The following is a 17712-nucleotide window of genomic DNA, read 5'->3' on the forward strand; positions in this document are numbered from 1 at the left end:
GACCGAGTTCAAGAAGTTCCTGGCCACGATCGACAAAACCGTGCCCGAGGGCCTGGACGTCTACATCGTGGCCGACAACTACGGCACCCACAAAACCCCCGCGATCAAGGCCTGGCTGGCCAAACACCCCCGCTTCCACATGCACTTCACCCCGACCGGGTCGTCGTGGCTCAACCAGGTCGAACGCTGGTTCGCCTACCTCACCGACCAGAAGATCCGCCGCGGAGCCCACAAGAGCGTCCAGGCCCTCGAAGCCGACATCCGCGCCTGGGTGAAGTCCTGGAACGACGACCCGAAACCGTTCATCTGGAAGAAGACTGCCGACGAAATCCTGGACTCCCTCAGCCGCTACCTCCAACGAATCACTGGGCAAACTACCCCAGACCAACTTATGTCGCGAATTTCAGAAGCAGGACACTAGTAGCCCGGGAACACCTTCCGGAGTTCGTCCAGCGTGACGTTGCCGGTCACGCTGACGCCTGCGGCGTACTCTGCGCTGAGCCGTCCGGTCAGCAGCCGCACCACGGCCTCTGCCGGACCCTCGAAAGTGGCCGTCGGGTCATTGATCGTGTCGGTCACGGTGATCGTGTCGGTGATCGTGATGCCGCCGCCCGGGATCGCCAGACGGACCTCCTGCTCGAGCTGGTCGGGCTTGCCGGAGAAACCGAGCAGGAACGCCAGCGGGCCGCCGAACAGCTCGAGGAGCAGCTCGGCCGAGCCCGGCTCCAATGTGGCTGACGGGTCGACCCCGACGCGGACGTCCCAGGCGTGGTTGGCGACCTCGTTGAGGCGCAGGCCGAGCGCGACCACCAGCGACACCGGCTCGGGCAGGAAGCCCAGGTCGATCGGGAGATCACGCTGCTCGGCGTCGAGCCCGTCGACAGTGTCGAGGTACGCCGCGTTGTACTTGACGAACCCGGCCGCCTGGTCGCCCGGGGACGCGGCGTTCCAGCGGGCCCAGATCGCCTGGTTGTCCTCGGCTTCGACGTGCTCGCCGGCGGCGATCGCGATCGGCTTGCGGGAGATCTCGGCACCGCTCCCGAGATGTGAGAGCGCCTGGGCGACAGTCCACTCCGCGGCCCCGCTGCGGCCCTTCAGCTGTGCGTCGGACAGGTTCGGTACGAGTGCGGCGAGGGTGTCGTGGTTGGCACGGAGCGCCGCGAGGACGCGGTCGGCAAGTGTGGTCATACGAGCCCCAACCTCGCAGCCCACGACTTTCTTCCGGCGTGCTGAGTAGTTGTACCGATTCCGCGGACGGCGGGTTCGGGCAGCCTGCTGGGTATGTCGAAGATCTGGGTGTTCTGCGGAGCTGTGGTGGTGACGATCGTCGCCGTCGTACTGGTCGCGATCGCGGACGTGTCGCTTCAGGAGATCCTGTCGTTGTTCCTCGGGGTGCTGTGCCTGCTCTGGTTGATCCTGCTGCTGACTGTGCCGTGGAACCTCTACTTCCAGGCGTACGCGCTGATCCACGAGATCCGGACGAGCCGTGACCGCGGGATCGACGTACCGGATGGGCGGGAGCCGGAGGCGCGCCGGATCGCCTCGCGGATGCGCTGGTTCGCGATCGGGTCCCATCTGGTGTCCGCGGCACTCGTTGCCCTGATCACCTATCTGTCCGACGGCGCGATCGGTTATTACCTGGCCGGTCTCTACCTGGTCAGCACGTTCTTCCGGCCGGCCGGTGCCTACTTCAGCTACCTGCGCGACCGGATGAGCACGATGCTGCAGGAGGTCAAGCACCCCCGCGACGACGTGATCGAAACCATGCGCCGCCTGGACACCGTCAGGACCGACCTCGAGGGCTTGCACGACACGTCAGACGCTCAAGCTCGCCGTGTCACGCAGCTGGAGCAGGGCCTTGCGGCCGCCGAAGCCAACGCCATCGCCCGCGACAGGGCCCTGCACGCCAAGGTGGATGCCCACGCCCGCCAGTTCGAACACTCGCTGACCCGGCTCACCGACAACCAGGAAGTCATCGCCGGGCTCAAAGCCTTCCTCCGGCTGGCCCGCTCGGAACTCAGCTAGTGGCTGGGCGGTAGCGGACGTTGATCCCTGCGGTGGGGCTGTCGCCGTTGATGAACACGGTTCCCTGCCACGTCCCGTCGTACGTGGAGTCGGCGTCGGGGAAGGCGTCGAACCCGTCCCGGCCGCCGAGGATGGCGCCGGTGGTTCGGCCCGGCGATGAATCCGTCGAGCGACATCGTGAAGTGCCAAAGCACCTTGCCCGCGGCGGTCTGCGGCTCGGTATCCGGAAGACCAGTTGGAAACCGTCAGAGTCGAGAGCGGCGGCGCAGCATCAGCCCGGCAGCGAGTACGGCGGCTGCCAGCACCACGATCGAGCCCGCAACCAGCGCTGTTCGTACGCCGCCTGTCCCTCCTGCACCGACTGACGTGGTCTCTTTTACAGGCGCTTCAGCGGGCTCGGCGATCTTGCCGGTCGCGGTCAGTCGGGTTGCGTCGGTGATGGTCGGGCTCCACGTCACCGTGTCGCCCGACACCGTGCCGTTGGACGATACGACCGGCCCCGGGAAGGTCAGCGACACGGCGATTTCGGCGCGCTCGAAGGCCTCGGGCGGAATCGGGATCTGGCCTTTCTCGGTCAGAACGCGCGCGTCGAACACGAACTGGTCGCCCTGCCGGGTGAGTCGGTAGTCGACGCCGCCGGTCTCACCCGGGGCGACCGCTTCGTGCCGCATCAACTGGACGAAGTCGGTCAGCGCGACACCGGAGAAGGTCGTCCGGAACCCGCGGAACTGCCCGGCGTCCATCGGCTGCACCGACGCCGTACCGCGTGACACCGAGGCCGCGTTCGACTTCATGAACCGGCTGAGGTCGTCGTAGATGCCCCGCCCGGGTTGCTGCTTCACGAATTCACGGTCGTACCCGATCACGATCGACCCGCTCACCAGCCCGTTGGCGTCGATCCTGCCTTCCGCCCGGTACCGGAAGCAGCCGGCCAACGAGAACACCGCCGCCGCGACCATCACGATGATCAACTGCCTACGCATGATGCGGCTCACCTGATGACCTCGACCTCTTCGCCGATCTCCCGGGACCGCGTGGACGGCAAGGGCTGTGCCTCAGTGCTGTTCCCGGTCAGCGGTACGCGGTACCACCCGGGCTCGGTGGCGACCAGGACGGAGCGCTTGTCGGGGGACAGCGCCTGAAAGAGAACGCGGTCCGCGCTGGCCGGGATCGCCGTACGGTATTTGACCGTCTTGGCGCGTACGTCGAACGTCACGCGCAGCAGTGCGCCCTCGTCGTCATTGGCGTTGGGGTAGATGTACTGCAGCAGCAGATCACCGGGCGCGAGTTCGGCCAGCAACTGATACGCGTCGCGGCTGTACGTCGGATCAGCCGTGAAGGTCAGACCGGCGTACACGACCTCGCCGGACTTCGATGTCGCGTACTTGAACTTGTACCCCTTGCTGCCGCCCACAATGATGGTCTGCTTGCGCCAGTCAGGTGTCTCCACCAACGCGCCCTTGCTGTCGAATCCCCACTCCCAGGGATGCAACCCCGCAGATCTGGTGGCCTCCCGGCGAGGCTCGGCGTCCGGCTTCTCGGGGTCGAAGGAGAGGTAGTACGCCTCTCCCTTGGTGGGCGTGGCGGTCACCCAGAGCCTGCCCGTGGCAGGGTTGAAGCGAGGTTCGTCGAGCTCCACCTTGCCGCCGCTGAAACTCGCGGCCTGATCCTTCAGACTCGCCGTCAGGACGTAGCCGCTGTCCACCTTCGGCTCGTACAGTTCGATCGTGGCATAGCCGTTGCGTCGAGCGGCGTACCGCAGGTCGGAGCGTACGTGGGGTTCGAAGCCGCCATCGGTCATGTTGACCGGCAGATCGTCGACTCTCGCACCGGTCGCCCAGTCAGAGATCCGAACGGTGTAGCCGGTGGAGGATTTGGTCAGGATGGCGATGCCGTCCGGCCGGGTCCATTCCGCCGGTGTCGTCGATGCCGGGCTCGCCGCCGGTCCAGGTTGCGGCGCGGAGTTGTCACCACATGCGGTGACAGCACCGCAGATGAACAGACCAAGTGCTATCAGCCATGGACTTCGTCGCGTCACACCATCTCCCAGCAGGCTACGGGCAGTCGAGCAAACCCTAGGAACGCGATCGATGAGCGACTATCCGATCGACGCGGCCCCGCTAGCCGATCTGCGAACGGCGTCCTCAGCGGCGCAGCGTCTCGCGCGGGGACTCGCCGAAGGCCTTCCGGTAATCGGCAGCGAACCTGCTGAGGTGAACGAAGCCCCACCGCAGCGCGATGTCGGTGACCGACGTACTCGCCGGACGACCCGCTTCGAGATCCTTGCGCGCACGCTCCAGGCGGAGACTCCGCAGGTACGCCGTGGGCGTGGTGTCCAGGTGCCGGCGAAAGGCTTCCTGTAGCGCGCGGACCCCCACACCCGCCGCGGATGCGACGTCTTCCACGGTGATCGGGTCGGCCGGATGAGCGTGCAGGAACTCGAGTGCGATCCGCAGACAGCGGGGTGCGGCAGAGTGTGCTGGTGCGTGCAGTTGTTCGGTCCAGGAGTGCGTACTTCCGAGCAGGAAACTCGACGTGAGCAGTTCCTCGAGATTGCGGACCGCGAGCGGGTGGGTGAGGAGATCGTGGCCGCTGTCCACCTGCCGGCAGACCAGCTTGACCACGTCCACCCAGGCGCTCATTCGCTCCGTCCGAAGATCCTGACCGAGCGTGAAAGACAGCGACTGCTTCAGGTCGGCGTCGATCATCCCTGCCAGCGCATGACGCAGCTCGGTCGCCGAGAACCTGACCAGCAGATGCGGGCTGGCCGCCTGCCAGTGCATCGCGAACGGCTGATCAGGCTGTGCGATCGTCGCCGTCGCGGAAGTGGACAGCAGGCGTTCCCGATGCCCGTACGTGTCGACCGCGCCCTTCAACGGCAGGTGAACCAGCACCATGTCGTCGATCGGCCCCGGCGTCAGCCAGACCTCCGAGCCGTAGTCGAGATAGCACAGCGCCATCGACCCCAGAGGCACCACATGGTGGCGCGCTTCGAACCGCTCCGGCTGCCGGCTGATCGCGAGCCGATGGTCGGCGAACGTCTGCCCGACCCGGAACCGGGCCTCGTCGACGTCCCGCGTCCGCAGCACCTCGTGCCCACCCAGCGGAACGTACTCGCCCACCTTCACCTCCGTTCCGTAACAACACCATCACTCAACGCCATTCTAGAGTTCGAGAGGTTCGAGCCCGTGACCCGCCGCGGGAGTCTGTCACGGAGGTGATGTGCCGGTTTCGTCGGCATGTGATGGGTACCGGGAGGACTCGAAGGCGGTCCTGTTCGTCGTGCGGCTGCCCAGCCATCCGACCGGAGGAGCTATGCGTAGTCAGCGATCGCGGGTTGTCGTGGTTACTGGGGCCAGTGGGGGGATTGGGCGGGCGGCCGCTGTCGCCTTCGGGCGCCGGGGCGATCGGGTGGCGTTGTTGGCTCGGGGGGAGGCCGGGTTGAAGGGGGCGGCTGAGGACGTTGAGGCGGCCGGTGGTGAGGCGTTGGCGTTGGCGGTGGATGTCGCTGACTACGAGCAGGTGGAGCGGGCTGCGGAGCGGGTTGAGCGGGAGTTCGGTCCGATCGATGTGTGGGTGAATGTAGCGTTCAGTTCGGTGTTCGCGCCGTTCACCGAGATCCGGCCGGAGGAGTTCACGCGGGCGACCGAGGTCAGTTACCTCGGGTATGTCTGGGGGACGCGGGCGGCCTTGGATCGTATGACGGCTCGCGATCGCGGGACGATCGTCCAGGTCGGGTCGGCGCTGGCCTACCGGGGGATCCCGTTGCAGTCGGTGTACTGCGGGGCCAAGCACGCCATTCAAGGGTTCCACGAATCGGTGCGCTGCGAACTGCTGCATGACAAGAGCAAGGTCAACGTCACCATGGTGCAGATGCCCGCGGTGAACACTCCGCAGTTCTCGTGGGTGCTGTCGAGGTTGTCGAAGCATCCTCAGCCGGTGCCGCCGATCTATCAGCCCGAGGTGGCCGCGAACGCCGTACTGTATGCGGCCGATCATCCGCGCAGACGTGAGTACTGGGTCGGTGCCCCGACGGCGGCGACGCTGATCGCGAACAAGTTCGCAGCAGGACTCCTGGACCGCTACCTCGCCCGGACGGGTTATCGGTCCCAGCAGATCGACATGCCGGGCGACCCCCATCGGGCGGCGAACCTCTGGTCACCGGCCGACCATCGCGGCGGGCATGACTACGGAGCGCACGGCGCCTTCGACGATCGATCCACATCCCGCAGTTATCAGCTGTGGGCGTCCCGGCACCGGGGTCTCCTCGGCCTGGCCGCGGCGGCAGCTGCCGCCGCTGGTTTGGTGATCGCAAGCCGCAAGAACTGACACGCGAGAGGTTGGCTTCGGCAACCGCTGCGGGCCTGGGTGCATGCGGACGGCCGGTGCGGGGCACCGGGTGCTGGTGGTGGATCCGCCGAGCAGCCGTGGAGTGGTCGACGAGCGTTACACCGTCGACATCGCGACAGGAATGCTCATGGAGCGGCACCAGGTGAGTTCGCAGGTGGCCTCCCAGATCCTGCGCCGGCACGCGGCCGCACGCCGCCTGCAGGTCATCGAGGTGGCCCGCTGGCTGGTCGCCACCCGCTCCCTGCTCTGACCCATCCGTACGTCGGTACTCCGACGAAGCGAACAGCAACAGGTTCGATCGGTGGAGTGATTGAAACGTGTGCTTTCCAAGGGTTTCCGGGGGGATGGCTGTGCGATCTTGACTGCCCGGTGGGGTGCGGCGCATGGTCGGACAAAGGGGGCGCGCTGCGGCGCGATCGGGGGAGTGGTGTTTTCGGCATGTTGCTGACCGGGCGGATCGTTTTCCCTTCCGGGGATCGACCTGTGGAAGCCTCGCGGGTGGTGGCCAGGGTCGAAGAGGTTTCGCGCGCGGACGCGCCGGCCGTGATCATCGCCGAGCAGGTGCAGGAACACGTGGTCCTGCCGCGGGACGAGCGCGGGTTGCCGTTCGCGATCGACGTACGGTCCGCCTCGATCGATCCGCGGCTGCGGTATTCGGTGCGGGTCCATGTCGACGTCTCCGGGACCGCGAGCGTGACCCCCGAGGATTTCATCTCCACGACGTCGTACCCGGTCGAGTTCGACGCGGGTGAGCTGGCAGTGGAGGTACGACGGGTTTGACGACGCGGTGACCAGGGGGAGCAAGAAGTGACACAGGACAACGGAGTTTGGCAGAACGCAGGAGAGTTCCGGGGCGGAGAACGCGGTACGGCGGTGATCTCGGGAGTCACCTTCTCGTCCGCGCCAGTGGTGTACAGCGCGGTGGACGGCCTGGCTGTCTTCGAGGGCGACATCGTGCTCGGGACCGTCGACCAGCTCGAGCTGGGAATGAGCGAGCTGCAGGGCAGGATCGCCGGTGACGTCCAAGCCGGCGTCGGGATCACCGGCGTGCGCTTCCGGTGACCGCGCTCGCAGGTGCCGTTCGACATCGACCCGAATCTGCCGAATCAGCAGCGGGTCCGCGACGCCATCGCGCATTGGGAGGCGAACACGCCGATCCGGTTCCCCGAGCGCACCGCGGCGAACGCCGGCGACTTTCCCAACTTCGTGCATTTCGCGGACGCCGGCGGCTGCTGGTCGTCGGTCGGGATGCAGGGCGGGTCGCAGACGATCAGCCTCGGGGCCGGGTGTACGCGAGGGAACGCGATCCACGAGATCGGCCATGCGGTCGGGCTGTGGCACGAGCAGAGCCGGGAGGACCGCGACCGGTTCGTCACGATCAACTGGGCGAACATCCAGGCGGGGATGGAGCACAACTTCGATCAGCACATCACCGACGGCGACGACCTCGACGGCTACGAGTACGGCTCGATCATGCATTACCCGAGGACGGCCTTCAGCAGTAACGGGCGAGAGACCATCACGCCCGTCGATCCGAACGCCCAGATCGGACAGCGAACGGGTCTGTCGGCCGGAGACATCGCGGCTGTGCTGGCCATGTACCCCACGGTCGGCTGGCATCACAAGGACCTGAGCGCGTCGGCGAGTGCGCCGAACGCGACCGGCGTACCGGCCGGTTATACCTGGTCCGTCGACAAGACTCAGCACGTGGTCTATCGCGGTGGTGACGGCCATATCCATGAGTTGTGGTTCAACGGGGCGTGGCATCACAACGATCTGGTGGCGTCGGCGGGTGCGCCGAGTGCTGTCGGTGATCCGGCTGGGTATACGTGGGATGTCGACAACACTCAGCACGTGGTCTATCGCGGTGGTGACGGGCACATTCATGAGTTGTGGTTCAACGGGGCGTGGCATCACAACGATCTGGTGGCGTCGGCGGGTGCGCCGAGTGCTGTCGGTGATCCGGCTGGGTACACGTGGGATGTCGACAACACTCAGCACGTGGTCTATCGCGGTGGTGACGGGCACATTCATGAGCTGTGGTTCAACGGGACGTGGAACCACAACGATCTGGTGGCGTCGGCGGGTGCGCCGAGTGCTGTCGGTGATCCGGCTGGGTACACGTGGGATGTCGACAACACTCAGCACGTCGTCTATCGCGGCGCGGACGGGCACATTCACGAGTTGTGGTTCAACGGCTCCTGGAACCACAACGACCTGATAGCCGCGGCCGGCGCGCCCAACGCGGTCGCCCTGGTGGCCGGTTACACCTGGGACGTGGATCGCACTCAGCATGTTGTCTATCGCGCGGCCGACGGGCACATTCATGAGCTGTGGTTCAACGGGACGTGGAACCACAACGACCTGGTGGCCGCGGCCGGCGCCCCGAACGCGGCCGGCGACCCGGCCGGTTACACCTGGGACGTCGACGGCACTCAGCACGTCGTCTACCGATCCGCCGACGGACACATTCGCGAGCTGTGGTTCAACGGCACCTGGAACCGCAATGATCTGGTGGCCGCGGCCGGTGCGCCGAACGCGGCCGGCGACCCGGCCGGTTACACCTGGGACGTGGACCGTACCCAGCATGTCGTCTACCGAGGCACCGACGGCCACGTCCACGAACTCTGGTTCCCCTGATCGACTGCACACGGCGGCGGCTGCCGGGGTATGGGCAGCCGCCGCCGGGATGCACTACCGAGGACGAGTCCGTCGTCCATCACCGAGTACGCGAACGACTCACCCTCGGCCTGCGACGACAGCCGGCGCGGTACGCCGTTCACACAGCGCAACGCGTGCGGATGCATCCGCCCGTCAGACTCCGAAATCAGAGCACCTGTGGTGGTCGGCCGTTTGACCACTTGTGGGACCAGTGGGTGGCGAAGTCGAGGTCTGCGGGGCTGTCGCGCGGGAGCCGGATCGACGTCGGGGCCAGAGTGCGTTGCTGGTCTGCTCGGAGTTCGGCGATGACGTCGGCGAAGCGATGGCCGGCGGGTTTGACCCGGTTGTGTACGTCGAGCAACCCGAGCCCGTACTCGAGTTCCGCGAAGCCGCCGTGGTCGGATCGGATGTCGTGCGACGCCCACCAGGACAGCCCGGCGACTCCGGGGATCGACATGGCGTGCCGGATCAATCGTTCGACCGCGTTCTCGATGCCGACGCTGGAGATCCACTCCGGGGCGACGCCGATCTCCTGCACCCAGATCGGCCGCGGGGTGGTTTGATGTGCGGCCGCGACCTGGGCGAGGTAGGCGCCGATCGACCAGGCCAGGTCGTTGTCTTCGCCGAAGTGGCCCAGGAATCCGCTGAAGTACGGCCAGGCGTGGACGGTGGTGATGTCGGGTTCGTTGGCGAGCAGGGCCCGGCTGAAGCCGACCTGGTCGGTGGTCCATGGCTGATGATCCGCGCCGAGGACGACAGGCAGGTCGGGCGTGGCGGATCGTACGATTCCGATCAGGGCGCGTGCCCAGCTGTCCAGGTCTTCTTGGGTGACCGTCTGTGGCTCGTAGCCGACCAGCATGTTCGGCTCGTTGCCGATGTCGATGCCTGCGCCGGCCGGGTGTGCGGAGACGAGTTCGGCGACTGAGCGGAGCAGGAGTCCGGCGGCGGAGACAGCGAGCGGGTCGGTGAAGAGGTTGTGCCGCGTCAGCCACGGCGGCCGGAAGACCCAGCCGGAGAGGAAACCGTTCAGGACGGTGACCCAGACATCCAGCCCGGCGTCGTGCGCGCGATCGAGGACGATGGACAGCCGGGCCATGGCACTGGCCGATACGGAGGTCGGGAAGGGTTGGAAGACCGGCCACAGGCACTGGATGCGAATGTGGTCACAGCCGAGGCCCGCGATCGCGGTCAGGTCCTCGGCGATCGACTTCTCGTCGAAGTCCAGCCAGCTGTTCCACCACTGCTCGCGTGGCACATAGTTGACCCCGAAAGCCGGCCGATCCGGGGTCATCATTCCGCCGTCCACGTGATGATTTGCCCTCGGTCGACGAGCCGGTCCTGGAGTTTGGCGACGTCGACCTCCTGTACGTCGGTCTGCTCGCGCAAGGACTGCACCGCGGCGACCGCGGCGGATTCAGCCAGGACACAGAAGACGGGCTCCATCCGAGTCGCGGCGTACCCGATGTGGGACGCCGACAGGCAGACCGGAACCAGAAGGTTGCCGCAATCGTCCTGCCGCGGGGTGATCGCCCGATACGGGATGGGGTACGGACGCCCTGTCCCCAGGTGGCCGCCGATGAACATATCGCCTTCGGTCGCGACGCCGAGTTGTCCGGTCTCCCGATCGCGGTGCGGGATCCGCCGTACCGGGTAGACATCCACGCCGAAGAGCGCCAGCCCGATGCTGTCGCCGGGATCGGTCTGGTTGGCCACGTCGGCGTGCGTGACGGTGCTGACGCCGTCGAGCCGTCGCGCCACCCGCACATACAGCTGCGGCGGCCAGCCCTCCGTCTCCGGAAAGACACTCGCATCGAGCCCGTACGCCGCTGTCTCGGCCCGGAACTCTGCCGGTACGGCGGGATCGGTCGACAGGAAGTGGTGGAGTCCGCGCAAGTAGTCGATGTGGTGGCGCCAGATCCGGGACCGCTCGTCCCAGTCTCCGTCCTGGTACGCGCGGCTCACTCCGAGCGGGGCGTTGGTGATCAGGGATGCGCGCTGGTAGTTGTACTCGCCCGAGTTCATCCATCCGGGGAAGATCCCGCGGAGTCCTTCGAGGTCGAGGTGCTCGACATAGCGGCGTACGAGCTCGTAGTCGGCGGGAGAATAGCCGTCGGGCGGGGTGAGTTCCGCACGGCGTGCCGGGTCGGTCGTGACGTAGAAGCGGTAGTTGTAGGCCTGCGTGTAGTCGTCCGCGGCGCCTGCGGGCAGGCCGTGGTCCGGCTCGAGCAGGGGGAGCAGTCCGCTGGTGCTGTCGCCGGGCACGACGTACGGGTCGATCGGCGTCCAGTTGGTGACGGGCTGGACGCCGGCCAGATCTTCACCGTAGGCCTCGCGTGCCTCGCGTCCGGTGCGGTACGGGACGCCGGCGAGTGCCATCAGATCGCCTTCGTACGACGCGTCGACGAAGACCGCAGCTCGTACCTCGCCGGCCGGGAGCGACTCGGAGGCCGGCAGTGGGACGCCCCACTTGTCCGGTGCCGAGGTCTCCAGCTGGATGGCGGTGATGCGGTTGCCGTCGCGGGTGACCGAACGGGCGCGGTGCTCGAAGATCACTTCGATCCCCGCGTCCGCGATCCAGTCCTGGAACGCGCGCTGGACGTCGTGCGGGCTGGTGCCGAAACCGAAGACCGCGGTGCTGGTGAGGCCGCCGACGGCAGCCGGGATCGGGCAGTCCTGCGCCGGCTTGATCCCGGCGGCGAGCATGCCGCCGAGCCACCGGCTCGGCTCGATCAGGACGACGGACGCGCCCTCCTGATGGGCGGTCATCGCGGCGACGCACCCCGCGGGAGTGCCTCCGTAGATACAGATATCGACCATGACATGCACTGTGACGCCGCACAAACCCTCGTGAACATGGCGGATCTCGGCACGCGCATGTACTTTTTTGCCGTGCTGACCCTGGATGGCTACCTGCTCGCGCCGCGCCGGGCGAGCTTCAGCCTCGCGTCCGACACCTACGAGACCTGGAGTCTGCTGCTGCCGCGCAGCGGAGCGTTCGCCTTCGAGGTGGTGGGGGTGTCGCGTGGGGTGGCGAGGTTCGGAGACATCGTCATCTGCCCGCCGGGCGGGACGCTGCGGCGGACGATGCGGTCACCGATGTCCTTCTTCCATGCACGTTTCAGTACCGAACTGGAGCCGCCGGCCGGCTGTCGGCGAGTGCGGGATCTCGACCGTCTGCGCGCCGACCTGAAGATGCTCGAGGCAACAGATGCGCACCCGGACCTGGTGGCGGCTCACGTTGTCACAGACCTCGTCCTGATGACTCTGCGCGCGCACCAGGACGCGCCGGGGGACGAGCTGGTGGAGCGTGCGACGGCGGCCTTCCACGACCACTTCACCGCGCCGGACCTCTCACTCGGCGGCCTGGCCACCGCTTTCGGCATCAGTCCCGCGCAGCTGTCCCGTCGGTTCAAAGCGGTTCACGGCGTCACCCCGGTTCTGTACCTCCGCCGTCTCCGGATCCGGAAGGCGCGCGAGCTCCTCGCCGAGACCGACGACACACTGCAGGCGGTCGCGGAGCAGTGCGGGTACCGCAGCGCCTTCTACCTGAGCCGTGTGTTCAGCCGGCATACAGGCCAATCTCCCTCCCAGTACCGCGACAGCAGCCGGGTCTGACAAAGCTGGGTCTAGCATTTGCGAAAGCGCTTGCGCTACTCTGCGGAAACGGCCGCTCGCGCCCTATCCCCGCTGAGGAGTTCGCATGTACCGACCCCCGATTCGCTCCACCGCAGCGCTCACGACCTCCCTGGTCCTGCTGGCAGGACTGGTGGCCTGCTCCAGCGCCCCCTCGTCCTCTGCGGGCGCGCCCGCTGGGTCCGGGCAGGTGACGCTCACGGTCGGTGACCGTCCGTCCAGCTCCGATCCGGCCAACCGGGCGTCCTTCGACAAGAAGGTGGCCGACTTCCAGAAGGCCAATCCGGACATCAAGCTGAACCCGGTCGAGACCATCTGGGACGCGACCACCTTCCAGGCGCAGGCGGCCGGCGGGCAGCTGCCCGCCGTGCTCAACGTGCCGTTCACCGAGCCGCAGGGCATGATCGCCCGCAAGCAGGTCGCCGACCTGACCAAGGTGCTCAAGGACGACGGCCTGCTCGACGAGCTCAACCCGAACGTGCTGAAGATCGCCCAGGACCAGTCCGGCAACGTGTTTGCCGTCCCGACGGCCGCGTACTCGATCGGCCTGATCTACAACCGCGACCTGTTCAAGAAGGCCGGTCTGGACCCGGACAAGCCGCCGGCGACCTGGGACGAGGTGCGGGCGGCCGCGAAGACGATCACGCAGAAGACCGGCCAGGCCGGCTACGCGCAGATGACCACGAACAACACCGGCGGCTGGATGTTCACCACCCAGACCTACGCGTTCGGCGGCTCGATCGAGAACGAGGACGGCAGCAAGGCGACCTTCGACGACGCGCCGTCCAAGGCCGCGTTGCAGTTGCTGCACGACATGAAGTGGACCGACAAGTCGATGGGTCAGGCGGTGCTCTACGACATGGACGGCATCTCCAAGGCGTTCGCGGCCGGCAAGATCGGCATGTACATGGCGGCGCCCGACCAGTACCGCACGCTGGTCCAGACGAACGGCCTGAAGTCCTCGGCGTTCGGCATCGGCCCGATGCCGCAGCAGGGTGGTGACCACGGCACGCTCAGCGGTGGCAGCGTCCAGATCGTCAGCCCGAACGCGACGGACGCCGAGAAGGCCGCGGCGATCAAGTGGATCAAGTTCTGCTACCTGAACAAGTACGTGAACCAGGACGCCGCGGTGACGAGTGCCAAGAACGGTGTGGCGGCGAAGCTGCCGGTCGGAACCCCGGGTCTCCCGGTGGTCAATGCGGACCAGTGGTCGACGTACCAGGGCTGGATCAAGCCGTACGTCAACGTGCCGCTCGAGAACTTCGCGCCGTACACCAAGGTGGCGGCCGACCAGAAGATCATCCCTGAGCCGCCGGTGAAGGCTCAGGAGGTGTACGCCGCTCTGGACCCGGTGGTGCAAGCCGTACTGGGTAACCCGAAGGCCGACATCCCGGCACTGCTGACCACGGCGGCCGGCACCGTCAATGCCAAGCTCGGGCGCTGAGTTGCTCCGCCGGCTACGCAACGGAGTACCGGCAGTGCTGTTCGCACTGCCGGTGCTCCTGGTCTTCCTGGTGTTCTCGTGGGGCCCGATCGTCAAGGGCCTGGTGATGAGCGTTCAGCAGACCAATCTGATCGACCCGGTCAAGTGGGTCGGGCTGGAGAACTTCCGGTACGTGCTGAGCGACCCGGCGGTCGGCCAGGCCTCACTGAACACGCTGTGGTTCACGCTGCTGGCGTTGCTGTTCGGGTTCCCGGTGCCGGTGCTGCTGGCGATGTTCCTGTCCGAGCTGCGCGGCCGGAGCTGGTTCTACAGCATGCTGGCCTACCTGCCGGTGATCACGCCGCCGGTGGTCGCCATCCTGCTCTGGCGGTTCTTCTACGACCCGTCGCCGAGCGGGATGTTCAACACGATCCTCGGCCACGTCGGACTCGGGCCGTACCTCTGGCTGGACAGTCCGTCGTCGGCGATGCCGTCGATCGTGCTGGAGGCGACGTGGGCGGGTGCGGGTAACGCAGTGATCATCTACCTGGCCGCGCTGACGTCCGTACGCCCTGACCTGTACGAGGCAGCCGAACTGGACGGTGCCGGAGTGGTACGTCGGGTGTGGCACGTGATGTTGCCGCACCTCCGCAGCGTCCTGCTGTTGATGCTGCTCCTGCAGGTGATCGGAACGATGCAACTGTTCACCGAGCCGCTGCTCTTCACCGGCGGTGGACCACAGGGGTCGACGATGACGATTCTGCTACTCATCTACAACTACGCCTTCGTCAACGGTGACTACGGCGCCGCTACCGCGCTGAGCGTGCTCCTGGCGCTGGCACTCGCCGTACTGTCGGCTGTCTTCCAGCTGGCCACGCGTGGCTGGAGTACCGAGTGAGTGTGCTGTCGGATGCGGACCGCAAGCTCACCCGCATCCGAGTGCCGTTCATCATCGGTCAGGTCGTCGTACTGATCGGACTGCTCGTCGCTGGGCTCGGACCGCTGCTGTGGTTGCTCAAGGCAGCGATCTCGCCGACGCAGGACAGCATCCGGTCGCCACTCGCCTGGTTCCCGTCCGGAGAGGTGCAGTGGGGGAACCTCGCCACCGCCTGGCAGCAGGGCCACATCGGGTACTACCTCGGCAACACCGCCATGATCGCCGCAGGTACGGCGGTTGCGTCGCTGATCGTCTGTACGACGGCCGGCTACGTGCTGAGCGTGCTCCGGCCGAAATGGGGCGCTGTGCTGTCCGGCGCGATCCTGGCGACGCTGTTCGTACCGCACATCGTCTCGCTCGTCCCGCTGTACCTGACTGTGCTGAAAGTCCCTGTGGTGCACGCGAACCTGACCAACACGTTCTGGGCGGTCTGGCTGCCACCCGCGGCCAGTGCGTTCAACGTGCTGATCGTGAAGCGGTTCTTCGACAGCATCCCGCGCGAGTACTTCGAAGCGGCCCGTATCGACGGCGCCGGGTCGATCCGCGTGTTCACCTCGCTCGTGCTCCCGCTGTCGCGGCCGATCCTCGGTGTGGTCGTCCTGCTCAGCATCATCTCTTCCTGGAAGGACTACCTGTGGCCCCTGCTGGTGCTGACGAATCCGGATCTGCAGCCGGTCTCGGTGGCGTTGCCCAAGATCGCCAAGGTGACGGAGCTCAACATCCAGTTGGCGGGTCTGTTCCTGGCCCTGCTGATCCCGGTGCTGCTGTTCCTGGTCTTCCAGCGGGCGTTCCTGCGTGGCGTGGGCCTGTCTGGGGGCATCAAGGCGTGAAGCGGGTTCTCGTCACCGGCGCGGACGGTTCGATCGGCCGCGCCGCGGTGCAAGGGCTGCAGGCCGCCGGGTACGACGTCATCGGCCTGTCGTTGCGCTACGACCACACCAGCACGGCGGACCGCCCACTGGTCGGCGACGCGCGGTCGGCGAAGGATGTGGCCGCGGCACTCGACGGTGTGGACGCTGTGCTGCACCTGGCCGCGATACCGCATCCCAGCCTGGGTACGCCGGAGGAGGTGTTCGAGAACAACGTGGCGGCGACGTTCAACGTGCTGGCGCAGGCGGGACAGGCCGGCATCGCCCGCGTGGTCATCGCGAGCAGCATCAACGCGTTCGGCGTACCGATGAACGTCAACGAGGTGGAGCCGGCGTATTACCCGCTCGACGAGGACGTGGAAGCCGACATCGCCGATGCGTACTCGCTGTCCAAGAGCGTCGACGAACAGAGCGCCCGGATGGCGTGGCGACGGTGGGGCACCAACGTGATCGCCCTGCGGTTCCCATTGGTGAAGACTCGTGAGGACCTGTTCCGGTTCGCTGCGATGGCCGAGCGCGACCCGTCCATGATGGCTCGCGAGGGGTGGGCCTACCTGGACCTGCGGGACGGCATCCGGGCTGTCATCGCCGCACTGGAGTCATCGGCGGCTGGAGCGCACGTGGTCGGTCTGGCGGCCGACGACATCCTCATCGACCGGCAGACAAGCGACCTGCTGCACGAGTACGCGTCAGGTGTGCCGCTGCGGCGGCCGGTGCGCGGACGCGACGGGCTGGTGGACACCACGCGAGCGCAGGAGCTGCTGGGCTTCAAACCGCGCTACTCGATCCACGACGAGGAGGATCAGGTGGTCTCCGCGGTCACGACCTGAGGAGTGACGTAGCGGATGCCGGGCTGCGGGTCGGGCTCGAGGAGATGGGCCGCGACCTGGCGGCCGATCTCCTCGAGGCCGACGTCGATCGTGGTCAGGTGCCGCGAGACCCGCTGGTCGTGCATCAGCTGTTCCCAGTTGTCCACGCCGATCAGCGCGACGTCGCCCGGCACCTCCCGGCCGGACGCGCGCACGACGCGTTCGGCGCCGCGGGCGATCGCGTCGCTGCCGCAGAAGATCGCGTCGACGTCGGGAACCTCGGCCAGCAGCTCGGCGGCCGCTTCCGCGCCCCAGCCCTCCCGCCAGCGGCCGAACCGCACCGGGCTCACCCACTCCAATCCTGCGTCCGCCAGGACCTCCTGCGCTCCGGCCGCCCGGCGCTGGGCGGCGTTGTCGTGCGGCTCCGCGGTGATGTGGGCGATCTTCCGGCGTCCCTTCGACAGCAGGTGCCGGACGGCGAGCCGGCCGATCTCGTCGTCGTCGGCAGTGATCGTGACGTCGTCCGGGTCCTCGGTGAACGTGAACGCGTAGATCACCGGTACGTCGAAGCGGCTGGTCAGCGACGGGCTCGGGAACGACGTACCGGTGCCGATCACGATCACGCCGTCGATCCGGCGGGCCCGGAGCTGCAGGATGCTCTCGGTGACGTCGCGGTCGCCGATCCGCGCGTCGTACAGCAGGATGGCCTGCTCCTTGGCGCCCAGCTCGGTGGCGGCAGTGGCGAGCACCACGCGGGTGAACGGGTTCGAGGCGCGGTGCGTGAGGACGCCGATCGTCTGGCTGCGGCCGCGGGCGAACGAGCGCGCGAGGGCGTTGTGCCGGAACCCGAGCCGGTCCGCGGTCGTGCGGACGTGCTCGCGGGTCGCCTGCGAGATCCGATCGGTGCCGTTCAGCGCCTTCGAGGCCGTCGACAGCGACACCCCGGCCGCAGCGGCGACATCGGACAGCGTGATCACCTGGTCGGCCATGTCCTCATCGTAGTCA

General features: G+C 67.1%; 19 protein-coding genes. 12 read left to right on the plus strand and 7 right to left on the minus strand.

The features are described from left to right. Positions 1 to 421 (plus strand): transposase (locus tag E0H50_RS17870; protein ID WP_202868191.1); only part of this gene is annotated, 421 nt, incomplete at its 5' end. On the opposite strand, the gene E0H50_RS17875 is transcribed toward E0H50_RS17870, so the two are convergent. Beyond that, the gene (locus E0H50_RS17875) at positions 418 to 1188 is read right to left on the minus strand and encodes a maleylpyruvate isomerase family mycothiol-dependent enzyme (protein WP_131289678.1); all 771 of its coding nucleotides are present in this window, start codon (positions 1186 to 1188) and stop codon (positions 418 to 420) included. The two genes, E0H50_RS17870 and E0H50_RS17875, sit on opposite strands and share 4 nt — an antisense overlap. 93 nt (positions 1189 to 1281) lie before the next feature. On the opposite strand from E0H50_RS17875, the gene E0H50_RS17880 reads away from it, so the two are divergent. Further along, positions 1282 to 2025: a hypothetical protein gene (locus tag E0H50_RS17880; protein WP_131289680.1), complete on the plus strand. Its 744-nt coding sequence runs from the start codon at positions 1282 to 1284 to the stop codon at positions 2023 to 2025. A gap of 245 nt (positions 2026 to 2270) precedes the next feature. Here E0H50_RS17880 and E0H50_RS17890 read toward each other — a convergent pair whose 3' ends face one another. From E0H50_RS17890 to E0H50_RS17900, 3 genes are all read right to left on the minus strand, one after another. Then, positions 2271 to 3008 (minus strand): LppM family (lipo)protein, encoded by a 738-nt coding sequence (locus E0H50_RS17890; protein ID WP_131289682.1) that lies wholly within the window; start codon positions 3006 to 3008, stop codon positions 2271 to 2273. An 8-nt stretch (positions 3009 to 3016) separates the two neighbouring features. After that, entirely contained in the window at positions 3017 to 4063 is a 1047-nt protein-coding gene (locus E0H50_RS17895) for a hypothetical protein (protein WP_131289684.1), read from the minus strand. 106 nt (positions 4064 to 4169) lie between these two features. Continuing rightward, positions 4170 to 5147, minus strand: a complete 978-nt coding sequence (locus E0H50_RS17900; protein WP_165547185.1) for an AraC family transcriptional regulator — start codon at positions 5145 to 5147, stop codon at positions 4170 to 4172. 193 nt (positions 5148 to 5340) lie between these two features. Between E0H50_RS17900 and E0H50_RS17905 the strand changes: the two genes are divergently transcribed. The 5 genes from E0H50_RS17905 (at position 5341) to E0H50_RS17920 (ending at position 9015) form a co-directional block, all read left to right on the plus strand. Next, positions 5341 to 6354, plus strand: a complete 1014-nt coding sequence (locus E0H50_RS17905) for an SDR family oxidoreductase (protein WP_131289688.1) — start codon at positions 5341 to 5343, stop codon at positions 6352 to 6354. Positions 6355 to 6397: 43 nt separating this feature from the next. Beyond that, positions 6398 to 6625 carry an ANTAR domain-containing protein gene (locus tag E0H50_RS17910; RefSeq protein ID WP_131289690.1) on the plus strand — a complete coding sequence of 76 codons (228 nt, stop codon included), beginning with the start codon at positions 6398 to 6400 and terminating at the stop codon, positions 6623 to 6625. 233 nt (positions 6626 to 6858) lie between these two features. Next, positions 6859 to 7155, plus strand: coding sequence for a YbaY family lipoprotein (locus E0H50_RS17915; protein ID WP_165547186.1), 297 nt, complete (start codon positions 6859 to 6861; stop codon positions 7153 to 7155). Between the two features lie 27 nt (positions 7156 to 7182). Beyond that, entirely contained in the window at positions 7183 to 7437 is a 255-nt protein-coding gene (locus tag E0H50_RS43450; protein WP_202868192.1) for a hypothetical protein, read from the plus strand. Between the two features lie 12 nt (positions 7438 to 7449). Continuing rightward, on the plus strand, positions 7450 to 9015 hold the full coding sequence (locus E0H50_RS17920) for a M12 family metallopeptidase (protein ID WP_202868193.1): 1566 nt from the start codon (positions 7450 to 7452) through the stop codon (positions 9013 to 9015). A 187-nt stretch (positions 9016 to 9202) separates the two neighbouring features. Here E0H50_RS17920 and E0H50_RS17925 read toward each other — a convergent pair whose 3' ends face one another. Further along, positions 9203 to 10330, minus strand: coding sequence for a glycoside hydrolase 5 family protein (locus E0H50_RS17925; RefSeq protein WP_131289694.1), 1128 nt, complete (start codon positions 10328 to 10330; stop codon positions 9203 to 9205). Then, entirely contained in the window at positions 10327 to 11853 is a 1527-nt protein-coding gene (locus E0H50_RS17930) for an FAD-dependent oxidoreductase (RefSeq protein WP_131289696.1), read from the minus strand. Before E0H50_RS17930 ends, E0H50_RS17925 begins: the two co-directional genes overlap by 4 nt. A gap of 72 nt (positions 11854 to 11925) precedes the next feature. Here E0H50_RS17930 and E0H50_RS17935 point away from each other — a divergent pair, with 72 nt between their 5' ends. The 5 genes from E0H50_RS17935 (at position 11926) to E0H50_RS17955 (ending at position 16728) form a co-directional block, all read left to right on the plus strand. Beyond that, positions 11926 to 12651 carry a helix-turn-helix domain-containing protein gene (locus tag E0H50_RS17935; RefSeq protein WP_165547187.1) on the plus strand — a complete coding sequence of 242 codons (726 nt, stop codon included), beginning with the start codon at positions 11926 to 11928 and terminating at the stop codon, positions 12649 to 12651. A gap of 85 nt (positions 12652 to 12736) precedes the next feature. Further along, complete coding sequence (locus tag E0H50_RS17940) at positions 12737 to 14113, plus strand: extracellular solute-binding protein (RefSeq protein WP_131289700.1); 1377 nt, start codon at positions 12737 to 12739, stop codon at positions 14111 to 14113. 34 nt (positions 14114 to 14147) lie between these two features. Next, the gene (locus E0H50_RS17945; RefSeq protein ID WP_238151043.1) at positions 14148 to 14990 is read left to right on the plus strand and encodes a carbohydrate ABC transporter permease; all 843 of its coding nucleotides are present in this window, start codon (positions 14148 to 14150) and stop codon (positions 14988 to 14990) included. After that, a complete protein-coding gene (locus E0H50_RS17950; RefSeq protein ID WP_202868194.1) occupies positions 14987 to 15859 on the plus strand; it encodes a carbohydrate ABC transporter permease in 873 nt (290 codons plus the stop codon). Before E0H50_RS17945 ends, E0H50_RS17950 begins: the two co-directional genes overlap by 4 nt. Beyond that, entirely contained in the window at positions 15856 to 16728 is an 873-nt protein-coding gene (locus E0H50_RS17955) for an NAD-dependent epimerase/dehydratase family protein (RefSeq protein ID WP_131289706.1), read from the plus strand. The genes E0H50_RS17950 and E0H50_RS17955 overlap by 4 nt, the downstream gene beginning before the upstream one ends. Here the strand turns inward: E0H50_RS17955 and E0H50_RS17960 are convergent. Further along, positions 16701 to 17696: a LacI family DNA-binding transcriptional regulator gene (locus E0H50_RS17960; protein WP_131289707.1), complete on the minus strand. Its 996-nt coding sequence runs from the start codon at positions 17694 to 17696 to the stop codon at positions 16701 to 16703. The two genes, E0H50_RS17955 and E0H50_RS17960, sit on opposite strands and share 28 nt — an antisense overlap. Between the last annotated feature and the right edge of the window lie 16 nt (positions 17697 to 17712).

Source organism: Kribbella sindirgiensis (genome assembly GCF_004331435.1).
In the GTDB taxonomy this organism is placed as follows: Bacteria; Actinomycetota; Actinomycetes; order Propionibacteriales; family Kribbellaceae; genus Kribbella; species Kribbella sindirgiensis.

Coding starts and splice junctions, on each gene's coding strand:
- E0H50_RS17905 (WP_131289688.1), top strand. CDS start 5,341: ATGCGTAGTCAGCGATCGCGGGTTGTCGTGGTTACTGGGGCCAGTGGG.
- E0H50_RS17925 (WP_131289694.1), bottom strand. CDS start 10,330: ATGATGACCCCGGATCGGCCGGCTTTCGGGGTCAACTATGTGCCACGC.
- E0H50_RS17940 (WP_131289700.1), top strand. CDS start 12,737: ATGTACCGACCCCCGATTCGCTCCACCGCAGCGCTCACGACCTCCCTG.
- E0H50_RS17880 (WP_131289680.1), top strand. CDS start 1,282: ATGTCGAAGATCTGGGTGTTCTGCGGAGCTGTGGTGGTGACGATCGTC.
- E0H50_RS17930 (WP_131289696.1), bottom strand. CDS start 11,853: ATGGTCGATATCTGTATCTACGGAGGCACTCCCGCGGGGTGCGTCGCC.
- E0H50_RS17910 (WP_131289690.1), top strand. CDS start 6,398: ATGCGGACGGCCGGTGCGGGGCACCGGGTGCTGGTGGTGGATCCGCCG.
- E0H50_RS17875 (WP_131289678.1), bottom strand. CDS start 1,188: ATGACCACACTTGCCGACCGCGTCCTCGCGGCGCTCCGTGCCAACCAC.
- E0H50_RS17890 (WP_131289682.1), bottom strand. CDS start 3,008: ATGCGTAGGCAGTTGATCATCGTGATGGTCGCGGCGGCGGTGTTCTCG.
- E0H50_RS17960 (WP_131289707.1), bottom strand. CDS start 17,696: ATGGCCGACCAGGTGATCACGCTGTCCGATGTCGCCGCTGCGGCCGGG.